Source organism: Metabacillus idriensis (assembly GCF_050483325.1).
GTDB classification, from domain to species: domain Bacteria; phylum Bacillota; class Bacilli; order Bacillales; family Bacillaceae; genus Bacillus_P; species Bacillus_P idriensis_A.
On the sequence record NZ_JBCMYF010000033.1, the window covers coordinates 38,266 to 55,742 of the forward strand.

General features: G+C 43.5%; 17 protein-coding genes. 14 read left to right on the forward strand and 3 right to left on the reverse strand.

Annotated elements, in window-relative coordinates; translation table 11 throughout:
* The first annotated feature begins 20 nt into the window (after positions 1-20).
* Entirely contained in the window at positions 21-1,733 is a 1,713-nt protein-coding gene (locus tag ABEQ24_RS19405) for a sensor domain-containing diguanylate cyclase (protein WP_430008335.1), read from the forward strand.
* Between the two features lie 38 nt (positions 1,734-1,771).
* Here the strand turns inward: ABEQ24_RS19405 and ABEQ24_RS19410 are convergent, their stop codons facing one another.
* Genes ABEQ24_RS19410 through ABEQ24_RS19420 form a run of 3 tightly spaced genes read right to left on the reverse strand, consistent with a single transcriptional unit; the run spans position 1,772 to position 4,369 of the window.
* Positions 1,772-3,421, reverse strand: a complete 1,650-nt coding sequence (locus ABEQ24_RS19410; RefSeq protein WP_430008336.1) for a hypothetical protein — start codon at positions 3,419-3,421, stop codon at positions 1,772-1,774.
* A gap of 13 nt (positions 3,422-3,434) precedes the next feature.
* Entirely contained in the window at positions 3,435-3,923 is a 489-nt protein-coding gene (locus ABEQ24_RS19415) for a prepilin-type N-terminal cleavage/methylation domain-containing protein (protein WP_430008337.1), read from the reverse strand.
* Positions 3,920-4,369 (reverse strand): type IV pilus modification PilV family protein, encoded by a 450-nt coding sequence (locus ABEQ24_RS19420; RefSeq protein WP_430008338.1) that lies wholly within the window; start codon positions 4,367-4,369, stop codon positions 3,920-3,922. Before ABEQ24_RS19420 ends, ABEQ24_RS19415 begins: the two co-directional genes overlap by 4 nt.
* Positions 4,370-4,551: 182 nt before the next feature.
* Here ABEQ24_RS19420 and ABEQ24_RS19425 point away from each other — a divergent pair, with 182 nt between their 5' ends.
* From ABEQ24_RS19425 to ABEQ24_RS19485, 13 genes are all read left to right on the forward strand, one after another.
* Positions 4,552-5,865: a G5 domain-containing protein gene (locus ABEQ24_RS19425; protein WP_430008339.1), complete on the forward strand. Its 1,314-nt coding sequence runs from the start codon at positions 4,552-4,554 to the stop codon at positions 5,863-5,865.
* A complete protein-coding gene (locus ABEQ24_RS19430; RefSeq protein ID WP_430008340.1) occupies positions 5,858-7,525 on the forward strand; it encodes a GspE/PulE family protein in 1,668 nt (555 codons plus the stop codon). Before ABEQ24_RS19425 ends, ABEQ24_RS19430 begins: the two co-directional genes overlap by 8 nt.
* A gap of 5 nt (positions 7,526-7,530) precedes the next feature.
* Positions 7,531-8,571: a type IV pilus twitching motility protein PilT gene (locus ABEQ24_RS19435; RefSeq protein ID WP_430008341.1), complete on the forward strand. Its 1,041-nt coding sequence runs from the start codon at positions 7,531-7,533 to the stop codon at positions 8,569-8,571.
* Positions 8,571-9,776, forward strand: a complete 1,206-nt coding sequence (locus ABEQ24_RS19440; protein WP_430008342.1) for a type II secretion system F family protein — start codon at positions 8,571-8,573, stop codon at positions 9,774-9,776. Before ABEQ24_RS19435 ends, ABEQ24_RS19440 begins: the two co-directional genes overlap by 1 nt.
* A 105-nt stretch (positions 9,777-9,881) precedes the next feature.
* A complete protein-coding gene (locus tag ABEQ24_RS19445; protein WP_430008343.1) occupies positions 9,882-10,298 on the forward strand; it encodes a type IV pilin protein in 417 nt (138 codons plus the stop codon).
* Positions 10,299-10,302: 4 nt separating this feature from the next.
* The gene (locus ABEQ24_RS19450) at positions 10,303-11,058 is read left to right on the forward strand and encodes a prepilin peptidase (protein ID WP_430008344.1); all 756 of its coding nucleotides are present in this window, start codon (positions 10,303-10,305) and stop codon (positions 11,056-11,058) included.
* 16 nt (positions 11,059-11,074) lie between these two features.
* Positions 11,075-12,046, forward strand: coding sequence for a type IV pilus biogenesis protein PilM (pilM, locus tag ABEQ24_RS19455; RefSeq protein WP_430008345.1), 972 nt, complete (start codon positions 11,075-11,077; stop codon positions 12,044-12,046).
* Positions 12,047-12,661, forward strand: coding sequence for a PilN domain-containing protein (locus ABEQ24_RS19460; RefSeq protein ID WP_430008346.1), 615 nt, complete (start codon positions 12,047-12,049; stop codon positions 12,659-12,661).
* Positions 12,642-13,442, forward strand: a complete 801-nt coding sequence (locus ABEQ24_RS19465) for a hypothetical protein (protein WP_430008347.1) — start codon at positions 12,642-12,644, stop codon at positions 13,440-13,442. The genes ABEQ24_RS19460 and ABEQ24_RS19465 overlap by 20 nt, the downstream gene beginning before the upstream one ends.
* A 118-nt stretch (positions 13,443-13,560) precedes the next feature.
* Positions 13,561-14,598 carry a hypothetical protein gene (locus ABEQ24_RS19470; RefSeq protein ID WP_430008348.1) on the forward strand — a complete coding sequence of 346 codons (1,038 nt, stop codon included), beginning with the start codon at positions 13,561-13,563 and terminating at the stop codon, positions 14,596-14,598.
* A gap of 418 nt (positions 14,599-15,016) precedes the next feature.
* Complete coding sequence (locus ABEQ24_RS19475) at positions 15,017-15,589, forward strand: Maf family protein (protein ID WP_430008349.1); 573 nt, start codon at positions 15,017-15,019, stop codon at positions 15,587-15,589.
* Positions 15,590-15,626: 37 nt separating this feature from the next.
* Positions 15,627-16,310 carry a RadC family protein gene (gene radC / locus ABEQ24_RS19480; protein ID WP_430008350.1) on the forward strand — a complete coding sequence of 228 codons (684 nt, stop codon included), beginning with the start codon at positions 15,627-15,629 and terminating at the stop codon, positions 16,308-16,310.
* Between the two features lie 120 nt (positions 16,311-16,430).
* A complete protein-coding gene (locus ABEQ24_RS19485) occupies positions 16,431-17,453 on the forward strand; it encodes a rod shape-determining protein (RefSeq protein WP_070879454.1) in 1,023 nt (340 codons plus the stop codon).
* Positions 17,454-17,477 lie beyond the last annotated feature (24 nt).

Consider the following 17,477-nt stretch of genomic DNA (forward strand, 5'->3'; position numbering starts at 1 on the left):
TAGAGAGGGGGGAACAGTACGTGGATAAACATCTTAAAGTTGTATTGTGGGTGTCATGGGCTATTATATTTCCGTCAGCACTATGTGCAGCCTACTATTTCTGGCCGCCGATGATAGCAGGCAATGAGCTGGAAATTGCAACTTTCCTGATCTTGATGTGTATTGTTTCCATCTTTCCTATAATCGTAAATGAAACACCTGTTTTTTTCGCTCAGGGTGTGTCGATTTCTGTTTTTCTGCTGTTCGGTCCATTTGTTGAAATGATTCTGATGCAGGTTTCCCTGACGGTTCTTCTTCTTAAGCTTCGCATAGGCTTTAAAGAAATCTACCGATATCCTACAAATTCATTGATGTTCTTAATCGTTTCTATTGCAGGGGCGGCCGTCTATTATGCAATCGGCGGATCACACGGGCAAACAGAATTCACTCTGGAATTTTTATTGAAGATCATTATTTATGCTTTCACCATTTGCCTGACCAATCATTTTTTTCTTCAGCATGTGATCAGAGGCTTCTTTTATAAAAATAAAGAAAAATTCTTTTCGAAAGATTTTTTATGGGAGATCCTCACCACTCTCATGTTCCTGCCCGTTGGAATCATGCTGTATCTTTTATATAAAGAACTGGGTCTAGAAGCCTTGTTCTATGTAGGAACTCCGTTCGTCGGAATATCCTTTATTCTGCTTCTGCTTTCAAACAGCCAGCGTTTGAATACTTACCTTCAGCAATCGAGTGAAATTGGCCATCAGCTCACTGAAAGGCTGGAAGTGAAGGAAGTGCTGGACGTCTATATTGATAAACTGACTTCCATGATCAAGACAGACTACGCTTATATCATTGATGTCATCAATGAATATGAGCTTAAAGTCATCCGGAAGCTTGAAAATGGACAGATTTTATCCAATACAAAAGAAACGCTTTCCGTTCATCAGGGGATCGGCGGGCTGGTTTATGCCAAAAAGAAAAGCGTTCTGTACAAAAAACGTGATCATTGGGCAAAGCTTGAGAAAACCCTGCTGCCGGAAACGATTGAAAGCATGATTGCGGTGCCGATTGTAAGAAACCAAAAAGTCGTTGGCATCGTGGTGCTTGCTTCTGACAAAAAACGCTCCTATGATCAGTCACAGCTGATGATCGTTGATTTATTAACAGCCTATCTCGGCGTTGCGATTGATAATGCAAGAAGCTATGAGGAAACGAAAAAACAAAGTGAACGCTGTGCGTTAACAGGTCTCTATAACTACCGCTATATGGAGAAGCTGCTTGAATCGGAGTATATGGAACTAGAAGAGGGCAATCTACATCATTTATCCCTTATTTTACTCGATATTGATCACTTCAAAAAAGTGAACGATACTTACGGGCACCAGGCGGGTAATGAAATCCTGATCGCACTCGCAGACAGGCTTGTTAAGTTTATCGGGGACCGGGGCACAGTTGCAAGATATGGAGGAGAAGAATTCGTTATCCTTCTGCCAAACGTGGACAAAATGGCATGCTTTGCCATCGCTGAAGGGATCCGTAAAACGATCGCCAACCGGTCATTTTTAATTGATCAGGGCATTCAAACCATTGGCAGGCGCCAATCCGTTCCGATCACTGCAAGCATAGGATACGCAACGGCTCCTTTTGACGCAGAGGGTGCACTCGACCTAATCAGACATGCAGACCGTGCCATGTATATCGGAGCCAAACAGGCGGGACGGAACCGGGTAGCAGAGTATGTGAAATAGAAAACCAGCATCCTTGTGCGGATGCTGGTTTTTTGGTGTTATTCGATTTTTTGGTCGATTTCGGTAAACTGAAGGTTCTCTACAGTCGGTATCCCTACAGGAGGATTTAAAATTAAATCAGGCTTAAATTCGATTTGCAGTCTGGATTTTAGAGAAGGATTCTGCTGGTTTTTTTGAATATATAAGTATCCAATAGAATCAAAACGGCTTAGATCCAGGTTTTGAACATAATTTGAATAGCCATCTTTCGGATAGGTTTCACCTTTTGTTGCATTCAGCTTTATGTTTCGCCCGTAAATGCCTCCGCGTATTTTCATATTGGATCCGACTCCATAAATTTCTAAATCTTTATTTGAATATAAAAAAGCATCAAGTACGCGGATGTTACGTTCATACACATTGTTATTAGCGACTTGAATGTTCCCTTCGCTCAGGATGACAGCTGTTCCTCCGCTTTGGTTTGACAAATTCCGAATCGATACATTTTCTGAAACATACATCGTCCCATTCATATTCAAGTTATCACTGATAGAAATTTCTCCATTGCTGAACATCTGTCCATTGAAGGTAAGATCTTTAATATTAGAGTTTCCTTGTATATACATATAGTTATTTCGTTTTGTTAATTCAATGGTTCCTGTCAAATTATTTGGATTCCACCAGCCATAATTATTATAGATATACAAATTTCCCTCTACGGTTAGTTTGCCTCCTTGAGCAATGTTAAGACCGTTAAGGAGAAACAAGTCACCTTTAACCGTTAATCGATTAGACGATAAGTTAAGTCTGTTATTAAAAAGTATGTCCTGATTGATGACAGTATTATTTTTAACAGTGCCCGATTCAACAACATTTCTGACCTTATTGTAAAGGCTGTAAAAGTTCTCTTTTTTTTCATTAATCAGCTGATTAATATTAAATTGATTAAATGATACGTTTCGATCTTTGAATGTTGGAGCTTTCGTAAAATAATCAGTTATGTTTTGATTACTTTGCAGCGGCGAGAAATTCGGTTCAATGCCTGTGTAATATTTTGTTCCGCCGATATTTCCTTTAACAGTAAGGTTGCCTTCAATGGAAGGAAATGCTGTTAATGGCTGATAAATGGTTTCGTTTCCCCGCCCATCTGTTGTCGTAAATTTTCCGGCACGACTGATATTTACTGTGCGATTGACAAATAAGTCTCCTTTAATATCAACTGCTCCATTTAACGTTAAATCTCCCTCTGTCACTACACTGTGCCGAAAAACATCTGGAAAGGTTGAAATTGTAATGGTTTTTTTTATAGATTTCTTTTTGCTTGTACCAACAGGAACTTCAATAACAGCTTTGCGCAAAAAAAGATTGTTTGCGTCACTGAGATCTTTAATAGTTTCTATCGAAATAGCATACTTTGAACTTTTAGCATCCAAAGAGCTTTGCAGTCTGTTTATCTCCCCCGGTAATGTTTGAATATTAATTGAACTGATTCGATTATTAATCGTTTCAATGCCGTGTTCCAGTTCAGCGGTTGCAGTCTCCATAGTTTTTTCGGCTTCTGCTAATTCTTTAGTGTAGGTTTCCGAGTAGGCAACGAAATGCCTGGAACTGACTACAGATGCAAGCAAGGCTAAACCGGCTATTGTGACGATAGTAAAAACGAGAATGACGTTAAGCAGTGCATAACCATCTTGATTCATTTTCTTCATACTGTTATCCGCCTCATTTCAGCTCATAAATCTTAATCAACTCATATGGTTTAGATGGGGTGTTTTTTTCCTTAATGATAATCTTGCAAACTAATTTGTTCTCTTTTTGATAAAAGACTGAATCTGCCATGGAGAAATTCGGATGATTTACAATGTTATTGTTGATCAGAAGATTTCCGTTTTTAATTTCAATGATAAAGGTAATGGGGTTCTCTTTAAAAACCCCGTTCTCATCTATAATATTTATCTGGCTCACATTTACTTTTTTAACTATTTCTGAAGCACCTTCACTTAGTAATAATCCGTCTGCGTTTTCCATCGCTTTATTAAGAGAATCAAGAATAAGAACAGATTCATTGCGTAACTCTGTTTCAAGAAGTGTTTGATCAGACGTTTTGAACATAGTAAATAAAAATGACGCACTGAGTGTCAGAACCATTGATGACAGTACAAGGACTAAAAGCAATTCAATAAGTGTAACTCCTCGTTCGTTATTACTCATTTGCGAACATATCCTTCCAGTTCTGCTTCTGATTTTCCATCTTTATTACTTACAGTAACTTTTATAAGAATAAACCGACTCAACAAGGCAGGGTCCATAACCGGTTCATCATGCCGGCTTATGGTGAAATACTCAATCTTGGCCTCATATGTTACCGGGACAAAATCTTCACTTAGTTCAAGTACAGAATTTATTTCAGCACTTGATAAAGATTTGGATCCGGTCTGTAGCCTTTTTTGAGCCGCTTCAAATCCTTCTGCCTGAAATTTTTCAAGAAGGCTCTTGCTCAATTGCACCGAATTCAATTTTTTGTCGAAAGAATTTGAGTAAGAAGCACTATTTACGAAAAAGCTGCTCAGAACTGAAAACATAATGGTCAAAATGACGATGGAGGCTAAAACTTCGATCAATGTGAACCCCTGTTCCTTTTTAAAAGCCTTTTTCATAGGCATCCCCGTACTTTCTCTTATAATTTATGGATTTGAAGGAAAATCTTTCTTTTCATCTGAATAAAGCTATTATACAATAAAACTAGTCGATTTTTGTCTAGTATTTGGAAATAAATAATTCGAATTACTTAGGTTTATTTAACTAGTAGAGAGTGTGTTGTGACAAAGGGGGGCATGAAGTGGGTACAGCATCAAAAAGGAAAGTGTTTCTTGTTTTGTTCGGATGTGTTTTTATTCTCTTTGGATTTTCTTTTTTCGGAGTGAAAGCGTATGGGGCGCTTTTTAATGAAAAAACGGTTCCGGAAGGTGTCATGGCTGGAGGAAATGTACTATCCGGTTTAACAAAGGAAGAAGCGGAAGAGAAGCTGAATCAGGCTGTTGCCGCGTGGAAAGAAAACAGCTTTTATTTTCTTCAGGCAGACCGGGAGCTTGGTCTTGATTTGAATCTTGTAACATTCGATGTGAATAAAACAGCAGAGCTTGCTGTTGCCAATAAAACGAACAGGCTGATAGCCGCAGTTGATGAAAAAGCTCTTACCACTTTTCTTGAAAATGAGCTCAGTGCCGACACGTTCGGGGCAGTTGATCAAAAAGCACTTGCAGCGGAAATTGAGCTTGCAGCATCCGAATTGACGGAGGGGATTTTCACTCTGTCTATTAATAATTACCTTTTAAAAGAAAAGCTTCCTAAAACGCTGCTTGCAGGATCTGAGCTTCCTGCGGATTCGGCTGTGCTCCTGCAGCCGGCTGTCATCCAGATAAAACCCCTTGAAACTTTTTCATTGGAAGCTTATCTAGAAGAGTTTCTTCTTCAGCTGGATGATGCCGCTTTGAGCCGGATGGCGACAGGAATCTATCAGACAATCCTTCTAACGAACTTTGACATTCTTGAACGCCACATAAGTGCAGAACTGCCGGCTTATGCAGAGCTTGGAAAAGAAGCTGCATTTATAAAAGGGAAGCAGGACCTTGTCTTCTACAACCCGAACGATGCCGCGTATGAACTGAAGCTTGTTCAGGACGAATCATCTCTGAACATCAGTCTTGAAGGAGCTGCCTTTGAGAATACGTACAGCTTAACAATGGAAAGTGAAAAAAGTTTTAAGCCTAAAACCATCATTCAATATGATTCGGCTCTTGATCATGATACAACGAGAGTAAAAGAGGAAGGCAGAAACGGCCAGTCGGCTGAAGTGTACCGGAATGAGCTTGACAGTAACGGAAACATTTTATCAAGCACCCTGATTTCAGACGACTTTTACGCACCTGTTCACAGAGTGGAAGTAAAAGCGCTGAAGTCAGAACAGCAGGAATCCGTTCAGGGTGAGGCTGAAGGAGCCGTTCAGCCGGAAGCAGGGGCTGTTCAAAACAAACCTGAGGTCAATACGGTGAACCCTTCATCAGAGAATCAGCCTGGAAATAATCCTCCGGCCGAAGGCGATCGAGATCAGGAGCTGTGGGAAGAACCGGCATTTGAGAAAGGGGATGAATAGCACTGTGAAGCAGACGCGGAAAAGGCTCGGAGATCTTCTTGTAGAAACAGGACTGATTACAGATGAGCAGCTGAAGGTAACGCTGAAAGAAAAAAGCGAACGTCAAAAGCTTGGGGATGCGCTCCTGCAGCGCGGCTACATTACAGAGCAGCAGCTGATAGAGGTGCTTGAATTTCAGCTTGGCATTCCCCACGTAAGTTTGTTCAGGTATCCCTTCGATACGAAGCTTTTCACCTTAATTCCGAAGGAAACGGCCAAACGCAATTATATGATTCCTCTGAAAAAAGAAGGGGACAAGCTGTACGTCGCAATGGCAGATCCGATGGATTACTATGCAATTGAGGACTTGAGGCTTTCCACAGGCTTTCAGGTAGAGCCGGCCATTGCCACGAAGGATGATATATTAAGAACCATTACAAAATATTTTGATATGGAAGAAGACATTGATCAGCTGATCGGTGCGCCGCAGGAAACGGTGCAGGATGAGAAAGCTGCGGATGCGGATTCGCCGATTGTGAGGCTTGTCAATCAGCTGCTGCAAAATGCCGTTCAGCAGCGGGCGAGCGATATTCATATAGATCCTCAGGAGACAAAGATTGCAGTGCGCTACAGAATAGACGGCGTCCTGAAAACGGAGCGGGTCCTTCCAAAACACATGCAGAGTGTTCTTACGGCAAGAATCAAAATCATGTCCAATCTCGATATTACAGAGCAGCGCGTTCCTCAGGACGGAAGGATTAAACTGACGCTTGATTTTCATCCGATTGATCTGCGTGTTGCCACACTGCCGACCGTCTACGGGGAAAAGATTGTTCTGCGGGTGCTTGATTTGAGCAGTGCATTAAATGACATGACGCAGCTTGGCTTCCATCAAATGAATCTGGAGCGCTTCTCACAGCTGATTGAACGGCCGTCCGGAATTGTGCTGATTACCGGCCCGACCGGTTCAGGGAAATCGTCGACGCTCTATGCAGCTTTGAACAAGCTGAATTCTGAAGAGGTCAACATTATTACAATTGAAGATCCGGTTGAATACCAGCTTGAAGGCATCAATCAGATTCAGGTGAATCAGACTGTCGGCATGACATTTGCAAAAGGACTTCGCTCTATCCTGAGGCAGGATCCGAATATCATTATGGTCGGAGAGATCCGTGATAAAGAGACGGCTGAGGTTGCTATACGGGCGTCGCTCACAGGTCACCTTGTTCTCAGCACACTTCATACGAATGACTCGGTCGGCACCATTACCCGCCTGATTGATATGGGAGTAGAGCCGTTTCTCGTGGCTACATCGCTTTCCGGGGTAGTTGCCCAGAGGCTTGTCCGAAAAGTTTGCCGCGACTGTGCTGAAACGGTTCAGCCGACTGTCCGGGAAAAAGAGATTTTCGCCAAACGCGGCATGACGGTTGAATCCATTGTCAGAGGAAGAGGCTGCGGAACATGCAACATGACGGGGTATAAAGGCCGCCTTGCCATCCATGAACTGCTTGTTGTGACAGATGAAATGAAAAAAGTCATTATGAACGGAGAATCCTTCTCCGCTATACGTGATCTTGCTGTTAAAAACAGAACGCTCTTCTTGATTGATGACGGCCTGCTGAAAGTGAAACAGGGGCTGACGACGACAGAAGAAATTTTGCGCGTAGCCTTATCGGAGTGATGAAGATGAAATTGAAACTTGAAGAAATCATGAGAGCTGCGTTTGAACTGAGAGCATCCGATATTCACTTGACAGTCGGAATTGCTCCTATGCTGAGAGTGAATGGGGAACTGAGAAGCTACAGCGATATGGTTCTAGTGCCGGAGGATACAGAGGAAATGGCAAGGTCCATTCTTCCGCCGGCGATGTGGGAAAAGTTTCAGGAAAAAGGAGAGCTTGACTTCTCCTACGGGATAGCCGGTGTATCGAGATTCAGAATAAATGCCTACAAGCAGCGCTCCTGTACAGCGCTTGCCGTCCGGATTATACCGACGTCCATCCCGACTCTTGAAGACCTGCACCTACCGGATGTGCTGAAGACACTTTCCCATAAACCCCAGGGGCTTATTTTAGTAACAGGACCGACTGGAAGCGGAAAATCTACAACACTTGCAGCAATGATTCATCATATGAACCAGTCAGCCAGAAAGCACATTATTACTCTTGAAGATCCGATTGAATATCTTCATAAGCACGGATCCTGCATCATTGACCAAAGAGAAGTGGGGTTTGATACATTGAACTTTGCCAACGGTCTGAGGGCAGCGCTCAGGCAGGACCCGGATGTTATCCTTGTCGGGGAAATGAGAGATTTGGAGACTGTCCATACAGCGATTACCGCTGCTGAAACAGGCCATCTTGTCCTTGGGACTCTTCATACTTCAAGCGCTCATGCCACCATTGACAGAATCATTGATGTTTTCCCTCCAAACCAGCAGGCGCAGGTAAGAATTCAGCTTGCCTCCGTTTTAACCGGTATTTTGTCCCAGCGTCTTTTTCAGACTTCGGACTTTAGAGGGAGAAGAGCGGCAACGGAAATTCTTGTGAATAACCCGGCCATTGCAAACCTGATCCGGAATGAAAAAATCCACCAGATTCCCAATATACTTCAAACGAGCCGTAATCAGGGGATGATGACACTTGAAGGGTCGATAAGAGAGCTTATTCAATCGGGCGTCATTTTAAGGGAAATGGCAGAACCATACTTACAGGAGACGATGCGATAATGGCGCGGTTTAAATATGAAGGACGGGGAAAAACAGGCCAGACAAGCGGTGTAATCGCCGGTACTTCAAAAAGGGATGTCATTGTGAAGCTGCAGGAAAAAGGCCTTCGGATTACAAAGATTGAAGAGCTGCAGGAAACCTTTTTGACAAAGGAAATCAGCTTAGGCAACCCTGTGAAGCTTCAGGACTTTGTCATCTACCTGCGGCAGTTTTCGACTCTGCTCAAAGCGGGAATTTCTGTCGTGGATGCGACGAATATTCTTGCCAGACAAACAGAAAGCAAAGCTTTAGGGAAAACGCTTTTTGACGTTGAAGAAGAGCTCAGGTCAGGGAATCCGCTGTCTGCTGCAGCGGCTAAACATAAAAAAATCTTCTCCAATATGTTTACGAACATGGTCAAGGCCGGCGAAGCAGCCGGTAACATGGACGAAACCCTTGACCGGCTTGCCCTGCATTATGAAAAACAGCATAAAACAAAACAGAAAATCATTTCCGCGCTTGCCTATCCTGCGGTTGTCGGAGTTGTGGCCATTGCGGTCGTTATTTTTCTATTAGTGGCTGTTGTGCCGACGTTTGTTGATATGTTCCAGGATTTCGGAGCCGAACTGCCCCTGATTACTAGGTTTGTACTCGGAGCGAGTGGATGGATGCAGTCGTTTTGGTGGCTTGTCATTCTTTTCATCCTTCTGTTCTTTGCCGGGATTGCAGCTATGAAATCACAGCCTTCATCAAAATACTATTTGGATGCCGCTGTTCTGAGAATGCCGATATTCGGCAAAATGCTGCAAAAGGCAGCGCTGGCAAGAATGACGAGAACACTCAGCTCGCTGTTTTCAAGCTCTGTGCCGATCCTGCAGGCGATTTCCATTGTAGAAAGTATCGTTGAAAACGAGGTCATCAGCCGGGTGCTGAAGGACTCAAGAAACGCGCTTGAAAAAGGACATTCACTGACGGAGCCTATGAGAGACCACTGGGTATTCCCTCCGCTCGTCACACAGATGATCGCAATCGGAGAAGAAACGGGCTCACTCGATGAAATGCTCTCAAAAGTCGCAGATTTCTACGAAGATGAGGTCGAGCAGGCGACAGACAGACTGAAGTCCCTGATCGAACCGCTGATGATCGTCTTTCTTGCAGGAATTGTCGGTGTGGTAGTGACTTCCATCCTAGTACCTATGTTTGATATTTTCAACAAAATTAATTAATTTTCGAGAAAAATTAGCAGTAAAACCCAATTTTGTATGCTATAATGACGATAGACTAAACATAAAGACCTATACTTCTAATTTACTAGATAAGGAGAAAGAGACATGTTTAAAAAAATGCTGAAAAACGAACGGGGATTAACACTGATCGAATTGCTTGCTGTTGTTGTGATTTTGGGGATTATTGCCGCTATTGCTGTGCCGAGTATAAGCGGCATAATTAAAAGCTCAAAACAAGATGCAATAATCACTGAAGCATCTCAAATTATTGATGCTGCTAAATTATACGTAACGAATGATGAACCAGCATTCACTTCGAACGCTCTTACAATTACAAAAAGCACTGCAGGTTTTGATAAATACCTTGATACTTCATCTAACTTTACCGTTAAAGTAACAGAAACTAATGGGAAATTTACTTATTCTATAACGGGACACAAAATCAATAGTATTACTAGCATCAGTGCTTTTACTGATACAGATGGTGCCACTGAAGCAGAAATCAAAGCTAATCTAAATTGATAAAATGTTTTTATTAATATATGTAATTACCAACGGCCTCCTACTAGGCTCTTTCTACAACGTAGTCGGCCTCCGCGTTCCAATGAAACAATCCATAGTCGCACCCCGTTCCGCGTGTCCGGGGTGCGGACATACATTAACAGCAGGCGAGCTTATTCCTGTTGTTTCTTATGTTTTACAGGGCGGTAAGTGCAAAAAGTGCAAAGCCTCCATTTCTCCGCTGTATCCGTTTGTGGAGGCGATGACGGCGCTGCTTTTTGCAGCGGCGGCTTTGCTTTTGGGGTGGACAGGTGAACTGGCTGTTGCCCTGACGCTGATTTCGCTGTTTATGATTATTTTTGTGTCTGATGTGAAATACATGGTGATTCCTGATAAAGTGCTGCTGTTTTTCGGCGGGCTTTTGGCTCTTGAAAGAATCTTGATTCCGCTTTCGCCTTGGTGGGATCCGCTTGCAGGCGCTGCAGCCGGGTTTTCGCTGCTTTATGCGATTGCTTTCGTGACAAGGGGCAAAGGCATGGGCGGCGGCGATATCAAGCTTTTTGCCGTTCTTGGCATTGTGCTTGGATGGAAACTTGTTCTTTTGGCCTTCTTCCTTTCGTGCCTGGCGGGTTCGATTGCCGGAGGGATTGCGATGCTTCTTGGCAAAGCAAAGCGGAAGGAACCGATGCCGTTCGGTCCTTTCATTATGGCGGGGACTCTTGCAGCCTACTTTTTCGGGGAACAATTAATAGACTGGTATATCCGTTTGATCGGTTATTAGGAAAGGAGGGAGCATATTGAGGCTTTCGGGATTTCGTTTCAGCAAAAAGACAGGAAATTTTACGATTAAAGATGATGCCATCCGCTATGCGGAATTGAAGCAGGCAGAACCATTGATTATGGGGATGTGCGAAGAGCGCCTGCTTCCAGAAGGACTTGTCCGCGGAGGGGTCATCCAGGATTTTGACACCCTTTCACTCATACTGGATGAGTGTGTGAGGGAATGGGGCATTAAAGGCAGGAAAATCAGGTTTACGGTTCCTGATTCCCATGTAGTGATCCGGAAGGTGACTGTCCCCGGCGATTTAATAGACGATGAGATTCGCGGGCATCTCTATATTGAAATCGGTTCGTCGATTCATCTGCCTTTTGATGAGGCTGTTTTTGATTTTATCGTGACTGGTAGAACGGAAAAAGAGCTTCACCTGCTGCTGTTTGCTTCGAGCGAAGAGCTTGTGAGAAGCTATTCCGACCTGTTTGAAAGTGCAGGCCTGAAACCGGATGCTGCCGATATCTCTCCCCTTTGCCAGTACCGTTTTTATTTGAATCAAAAGACAAAAGTGGATCATGCGTCCTCTGTCATGCTCATTCAGTATGATCTGTCAGGCGTAAACCTCAGCATTTTTCAGCATGAGCAGCCTGTGTTTATGCGCAACCTAGAGGTAGAGAAGAGTATCCGTGAATCTGACAAAATGAGCGGGAGCATAACACAAGATGACTTCAGACTCCAAGTGAATGAAATCATAAAGGAAATCGACCATGTCCTCAATTTTTACAGATTTTCACTGAATCAGGGAAATGATGAAGTTTCATCCTTTATCCTGACGGGTGATCACCCGCTGCTCCAGGAAGCAGAGCGGCTTCTGATTGAACGATATGACTATCCTGTTGATTCATTAAAGAATGCGCAAGCTGAAATTTCGAATAAATCTCCGCTGCCTGCTTCGTTTTATCTGACTGCCGGTCTGGCATTAAAAGAGGTGCGTTAAATGCTGGCTGATATTAATTTACTGCCGAAAAAAGATCCCAGGAATGTGGCCAATGCCACTCTCTATATTCTGCTTGCTTTTATCGCAGTCGTCTTTGCGGGGCTTTTTATCATTCAATTTACTTCTGCCAATGGAGAAAAAGCAGAAGTGAAAATGCGGGTTGCGGCACTTGAATCAGAGTATGAGCGGCTCGCGGCTGAGAAAGGAACAGAAAGCAGTTCCAGCTCTTCTGTTTCCGCTCTTCAAAGTGCTGTTGAGTATGCAGACGGTGTGTCGCTCGATTCTGTTCCGGCTGTAAAAGAGCTTGCAGGCAAGCTTCCTGAACGGGGCTTCTTTAAAACCTTCTCTTACAATGATGCAGGAGAGCTGACGCTTTCCGTTCAATTTGATACAAACCGCGAGGCTGCGTACTATCTTGCGAGATTAAAAGAATCTTCTTTTTTCACTAGTGCCGAACTAATCAGTATTGCCGCTGTTAAAGAAGAGGGAACAGAGACGCCGGAAGAAGAATCCAATGAGCTTCCACGGTCAGAAGCACAGTATATGCTTAAATTGAATCCGGATTATTTACAAGCAGAGAGCGGGGAAGCAGCTGATGACGATTCATCTTCATAAAAAACATCTCATTGTTCTGCTTGCAGCAGTCGTCACTCTCGGGTTGCTTTATTTTGGTGCTTACCATCTCTTTATAAAGCCTGTTAAGGAAGAAATCAGCACGCTGCAGACTTCAAAAGATATGTATCAGAGCCAAATCGGAACTTTAGCTGAAAATCCTTCGACAGAAACGAAGGCGCCTGTTCATTCTGTAGAATTACAGCGAAAAGTCCCGGTTTCCCCGATGGTGGAACAGCTTGTGCTCGATCTTGAAAAGGCGGAGACTGTTTCAAACAGTAAAATTGAAAGCATGACGTTTGCAGAAAGCGAAGATGCATTGCTTCCGCCACCGGCACAAGCGGAAGCTGAAAGTCCAGAGGCTCCGGCAGATCAATCTGGAAATTCAGAGGTGCCGTCAGAATCAGCGGACGCAGCGTCTGCACAGCCTGTAAATGCGCAGGGGACGGCTGAGCTGCCTGCAGCACCTGAGGGGCTAAAGCGAATTCTCATTTCCCTTGAAGTGACGTCAAGCCACTATTTTGATATGGAGGCGTTTATTGCTGAGCTTGAAAATCAGCAGCGTGTTTCGAAAGTGGATCTGCTGACTTTTAATGGGGTAAAAGAACTTACGTCACTCGATCAAGAGGCTGAGCCGCTGAAATATACTCTGCAAGTCTCTGCTTTTTACATGGACAACCTTCCGGACCTTGAGGGTGAAACCCCGAAGGTAGCAGCCCCGGAGCCTGAAGGCAAGCTCAATCCCCTGAATACTTCCCTCGTAAAGGAAAAAGATGGCGAATAGAGTGTTTATTTGACGAAAACCTTTCTGAACAAGACGACAAATGTCTTGTTCTTTTTTTATTTTCATATGCTAGCATGGAATTCAGATACGAGAATCGTTTCAGATAGGCGGTGTTGAATTGGACAAGCAGCAGGCTAATGCAATTAAGATCAAGATTAATGGGGAAGAACGCAAACTGAAGAGCGTGAAGCAGCCGAAAAAGAAACCGGAAGAAACCGAACATGATGAGGCATCTCTGGATTTTCCTGTTCTGAGCTGGGATGAGAAAGTGCTGGCTGAGAAAGAAGTTGCCGCTTCTGGTGCAGAGAAAGAGGATGAATTTTCTTGGGTTTTGCCTGAGGATGACGGTGAAGTATTTCAGGATGATCCAAAAGTAGTTACTGCTAAAAAATCATCGTCAAAGGGGAAAGTGTCCCCATACTTCGGCATAGGCAGAAAGAATTCGCTCAGCACCTATCCATTTAAACAATATGCGGTTACCATCATTCTTGCAATCGTGCTCGGAGTGAGCTTTGGATTTGTTGCACTGAATTTTATTTCAAATGAGGATTTGCCGGCAGCCCTGCAGCAGGCTGGCGCTGAGACAGAGCAAGCATCCTCCCAACCGGATTCTAAGGATGGCGCGGCAGGTTCAGGGGAAGCTTCAGCTGATTTTCAGCTGTTCTTCGCTCAAATCGGAAAGTTTTCAACGGAGGACGGGGCAAAAACTACAGCTTCTGAGCTAAAAAGCAAAGGGTTCCCTGCAATAGCCGTTGAAGAAGAGGGATCATACTTTGTGTATGGCGGCGTCGGAAATGCCAAACAGGAAACAGATGGGTTAAGCAATGTGTACAAAACGAGCGCCATTGAACCATGGAGCGGGAAAAGTGCTGTTTTTTCAATGAAAACAAGTGAAGATGCAAGTGCCCTTATCAATCATTTTAAATCGTTAGTAACTTTATCTTCCTCTGCTGCTGCAGGTCAGACAGATGGAATTGAGTCTGAAGCTGATGCGATTGCGGCAGAACTGAACAAGCTCAAACCGAAAGATGAAAATCTTGCAGCTGTCAAAAAAGAGCTGACTGATGTTTCCAAGCTTCTAAAAGAAGATGTAACCGATAAAACAGGGTGGGCCGCCCAGCAGAAGCTTATGGATCTCTTGCTGACTTTAAAATGAGGATTGTCCTAATTTTTAGGGCAATCTTTTTTTATTGTTTTGCGAAAGTTGCGGTGAAGTAAATAATGTTATCTGCGGCAAGCGTAAGCGCCTAGATCATTGCAAAATGAATCCGCCCAAAAAGTCGGGACCAGGGCTTTGCTGTGATCTGACCAAGGTGCTTGCGCTTTTGATCTTGTATCAGAATTTATATGTGTAATCCTTCACTGGCAAGTTGAATCCTACCCCGCGAAACCGAATAACGATATGGGAGGGTAAGATTCCCATGGATAACCTCCCCTATAAATAAAAACAAGCGGGCTTTCGCGCTTGCCCATTTATTCTGCAAAATCGGATTTTTCCTATTTGTGTATCCCTTCAGTGTTTGCTACGATACGAGTGTATCTCCCTTTTAAACCGAATGAAAGGATGTTGAAGGATGGAGCAGCACCTTATTTTGGCATCAGGTTCTCCGCGCAGAAAAGAACTGCTTGAGAATGTTCGTGTGCCTTTTACAGTTGTAATCAGTGATGTAGAAGAAGTTGTGGATCCGAAGCTTCCGCCTTCTGAGGTTGTGATGTCGCTTGCAGAGCAAAAAGCTGCAGCCGTTGCAGACCGTTTTAATGAATCATTTGTTCTTGGAGCAGATACCATTGTTGTATATGATGGAGAAGTTTTAGGGAAGCCGGCCAATACTGAAGAAGCAAAGCGGATGCTGACTAAATTATCAGGCAATACTCACCAGGTTTTAACGGGAGTTGCCATTCTTTTTGAAAACGAAAAAATCCTGTTTTATGAACAGACAGATGTTACTTTCTGGACGATTACAGATGAAGAGATTGAAGATTACATCGAAACAGAGGAGCCGATGGATAAAGCGGGATCCTATGGAATTCAAGAGCTCGGTTCCCTCTTTGTAAAAGAAATAAAAGGTGACTATTTTTCTGTTGTGGGATTGCCTGTCGCACGCACGGTCAAAGAGCTGAAGAAAGCAGGATTTTCGCTTAAGTAAAGGATGAAGCAGAGAGGGAAATAGGAGGAGACGACGATTGGAAGCTTTAAAAATCCATGATTTCCCTGAAGAAGACAGGCCGCGTGAACGATTGATCAACGACGGTCCTGAAAGTCTTGCAAATCACGAGCTGCTTGCTATTTTGCTTAGAACAGGTTCAAAAAAGGAATCTGTTCTGCAGCTTTCAAACAGACTCCTCACTCACTTTGAGGGTTTAAGGTATCTTAAAGAAGCATCGGTTGGGGAACTGACAAGCATCTCTGGAATAGGGGAAGCGAAGGCCGTGCAGATTCTCGCAGCTCTTGAATTGGGCAGAAGAATCAACCGCCTCACTTATGAAGACAGATATGTCATCAAGTCTCCTCAAGATGGTGCCAATTATGTAATGGAAGAAATGCGGTTTTTATCACAGGAGCATTTCGTTTGCCTCTATTTAAATACGAAAAACCAAGTGCTTCACAAACAAACGGTTTTTATCGGCAGCCTGAATGCCTCGATTGTCCATCCCCGCGAAGTGTATAAAGAAGCTCTGAAACGCTCGGCAGCTTCGATTATCTGCATCCATAATCACCCCTCGGGAGACCCTACTCCAAGCCGCGAAGACATCGAAGTCACAAAAAGGTTAACAGAGTGTGGTAAAATGTTAGGGATAGAGCTTTTGGACCATCTTATTATCGGTGAACAAAAATATGTGAGTTTAAAAGAAAAAGGATATTTGTAACACTTTTATTTTTGCGTAATTACGCTATAATAATGTTTATGAGTTTTTTTAGTTCTCATATGACCATGTGAAAATAAATAGTAGAAAGTAATTCGGTTTTTAGAAAGGGAGATACATCTGATGTTTGGAATTGGGACAAGAGACCTTGGTATAGATTTGGGTACAGCAAATACCCTTGTTTTCGTTAAAGGAAAAGGAATTGTGGTTCGTGAGCCTTCTGTAGTAGCGATGCAGACAGACACTAAGTCCATCGTAGCAGTAGGAAACGACGCAAAAAATATGATTGGACGCACACCGGGAAATGTTGTGGCGCTCCGTCCGATGAAAGACGGCGTCATTGCCGATTATGAAACAACCGCATCAATGATGAAGTATTACATAAAACAAGCAACAAAAGGTAAAGGTGTTTTCGCAAGCAAGCCTTATGTTATGGTCTGTGTTCCTTCCGGCATTACAGCAGTAGAAGAGCGAGCAGTTATTGATGCGACAAGACAAGCAGGCGCACGTGATGCTTATACGATTGAAGAGCCGTTTGCAGCTGCAATCGGTGCGAATCTTCCTGTTTGGGAACCGACTGGAAGCATGGTTGTTGATATTGGCGGAGGCACGACAGAAGTGGCGATTATTTCTCTTGGAGGAATCGTTACGTCACAGTCTATCCGCGTTGCCGGTGACGAAATGGACGATGCTATTGTCAACTATATCCGCAAAACATATAACTTAATGATCGGCGACCGTACTTCAGAATCTATTAAAATGGAAATTGGTTCTGCAGGGTCTGCTGAAGGTGTCGATAATATGGACATTCGCGGCCGCGATCTGCTGACAGGACTTCCAAAAACAATTGAAATTACCGCTAAAGAAATTGCAGAAGCTTTGCGTGATACGGTCAATTCGATTGTTGATTCTGTAAAAAATACACTTGAAAAAACACCGCCTGAGCTTGCGGCGGATATTATGGACCGCGGCATTGTTCTTACTGGAGGCGGAGCTTTGCTTCGCAACATCGATAAAGTGATCAGCGAAGAAACAAATATGCCTGTTTTAATTGCAGAAAACCCGCTTGATTGTGTTGCAATCGGTACAGGGAAAGCTCTTGAGCATATTCATTTGTTCAAAACAAAAGCAAGAGACAGCCGCTAATTGTGAAATAAACATTAAGAGGGT

What these genes read in the sequence shown, in the direction of transcription:
- ABEQ24_RS19410 (WP_430008336.1), bottom strand. Translation starts at nt 3,421, where the DNA reads ATGAAGAAAATGAATCAAGATGGTTATGCACTGCTTAACGTCATTCTC.
- ABEQ24_RS19415 (WP_430008337.1), bottom strand. Translation starts at nt 3,923, where the DNA reads ATGAGTAATAACGAACGAGGAGTTACACTTATTGAATTGCTTTTAGTC.
- ABEQ24_RS19420 (WP_430008338.1), bottom strand. Translation starts at nt 4,369, where the DNA reads ATGAAAAAGGCTTTTAAAAAGGAACAGGGGTTCACATTGATCGAAGTT.
- ABEQ24_RS19430 (WP_430008340.1), top strand. Translation starts at nt 5,858, where the DNA reads ATGAATAGCACTGTGAAGCAGACGCGGAAAAGGCTCGGAGATCTTCTT.
- ABEQ24_RS19435 (WP_430008341.1), top strand. Translation starts at nt 7,531, where the DNA reads ATGAAATTGAAACTTGAAGAAATCATGAGAGCTGCGTTTGAACTGAGA.
- ABEQ24_RS19440 (WP_430008342.1), top strand. Translation starts at nt 8,571, where the DNA reads ATGGCGCGGTTTAAATATGAAGGACGGGGAAAAACAGGCCAGACAAGC.
- ABEQ24_RS19445 (WP_430008343.1), top strand. Translation starts at nt 9,882, where the DNA reads ATGTTTAAAAAAATGCTGAAAAACGAACGGGGATTAACACTGATCGAA.
- ABEQ24_RS19450 (WP_430008344.1), top strand. Translation starts at nt 10,303, where the DNA reads ATGTTTTTATTAATATATGTAATTACCAACGGCCTCCTACTAGGCTCT.
- ABEQ24_RS19460 (WP_430008346.1), top strand. Translation starts at nt 12,047, where the DNA reads ATGCTGGCTGATATTAATTTACTGCCGAAAAAAGATCCCAGGAATGTG.
- ABEQ24_RS19465 (WP_430008347.1), top strand. Translation starts at nt 12,642, where the DNA reads ATGACGATTCATCTTCATAAAAAACATCTCATTGTTCTGCTTGCAGCA.
- ABEQ24_RS19475 (WP_430008349.1), top strand. Translation starts at nt 15,017, where the DNA reads ATGGAGCAGCACCTTATTTTGGCATCAGGTTCTCCGCGCAGAAAAGAA.
- ABEQ24_RS19485 (WP_070879454.1), top strand. Translation starts at nt 16,431, where the DNA reads ATGTTTGGAATTGGGACAAGAGACCTTGGTATAGATTTGGGTACAGCA.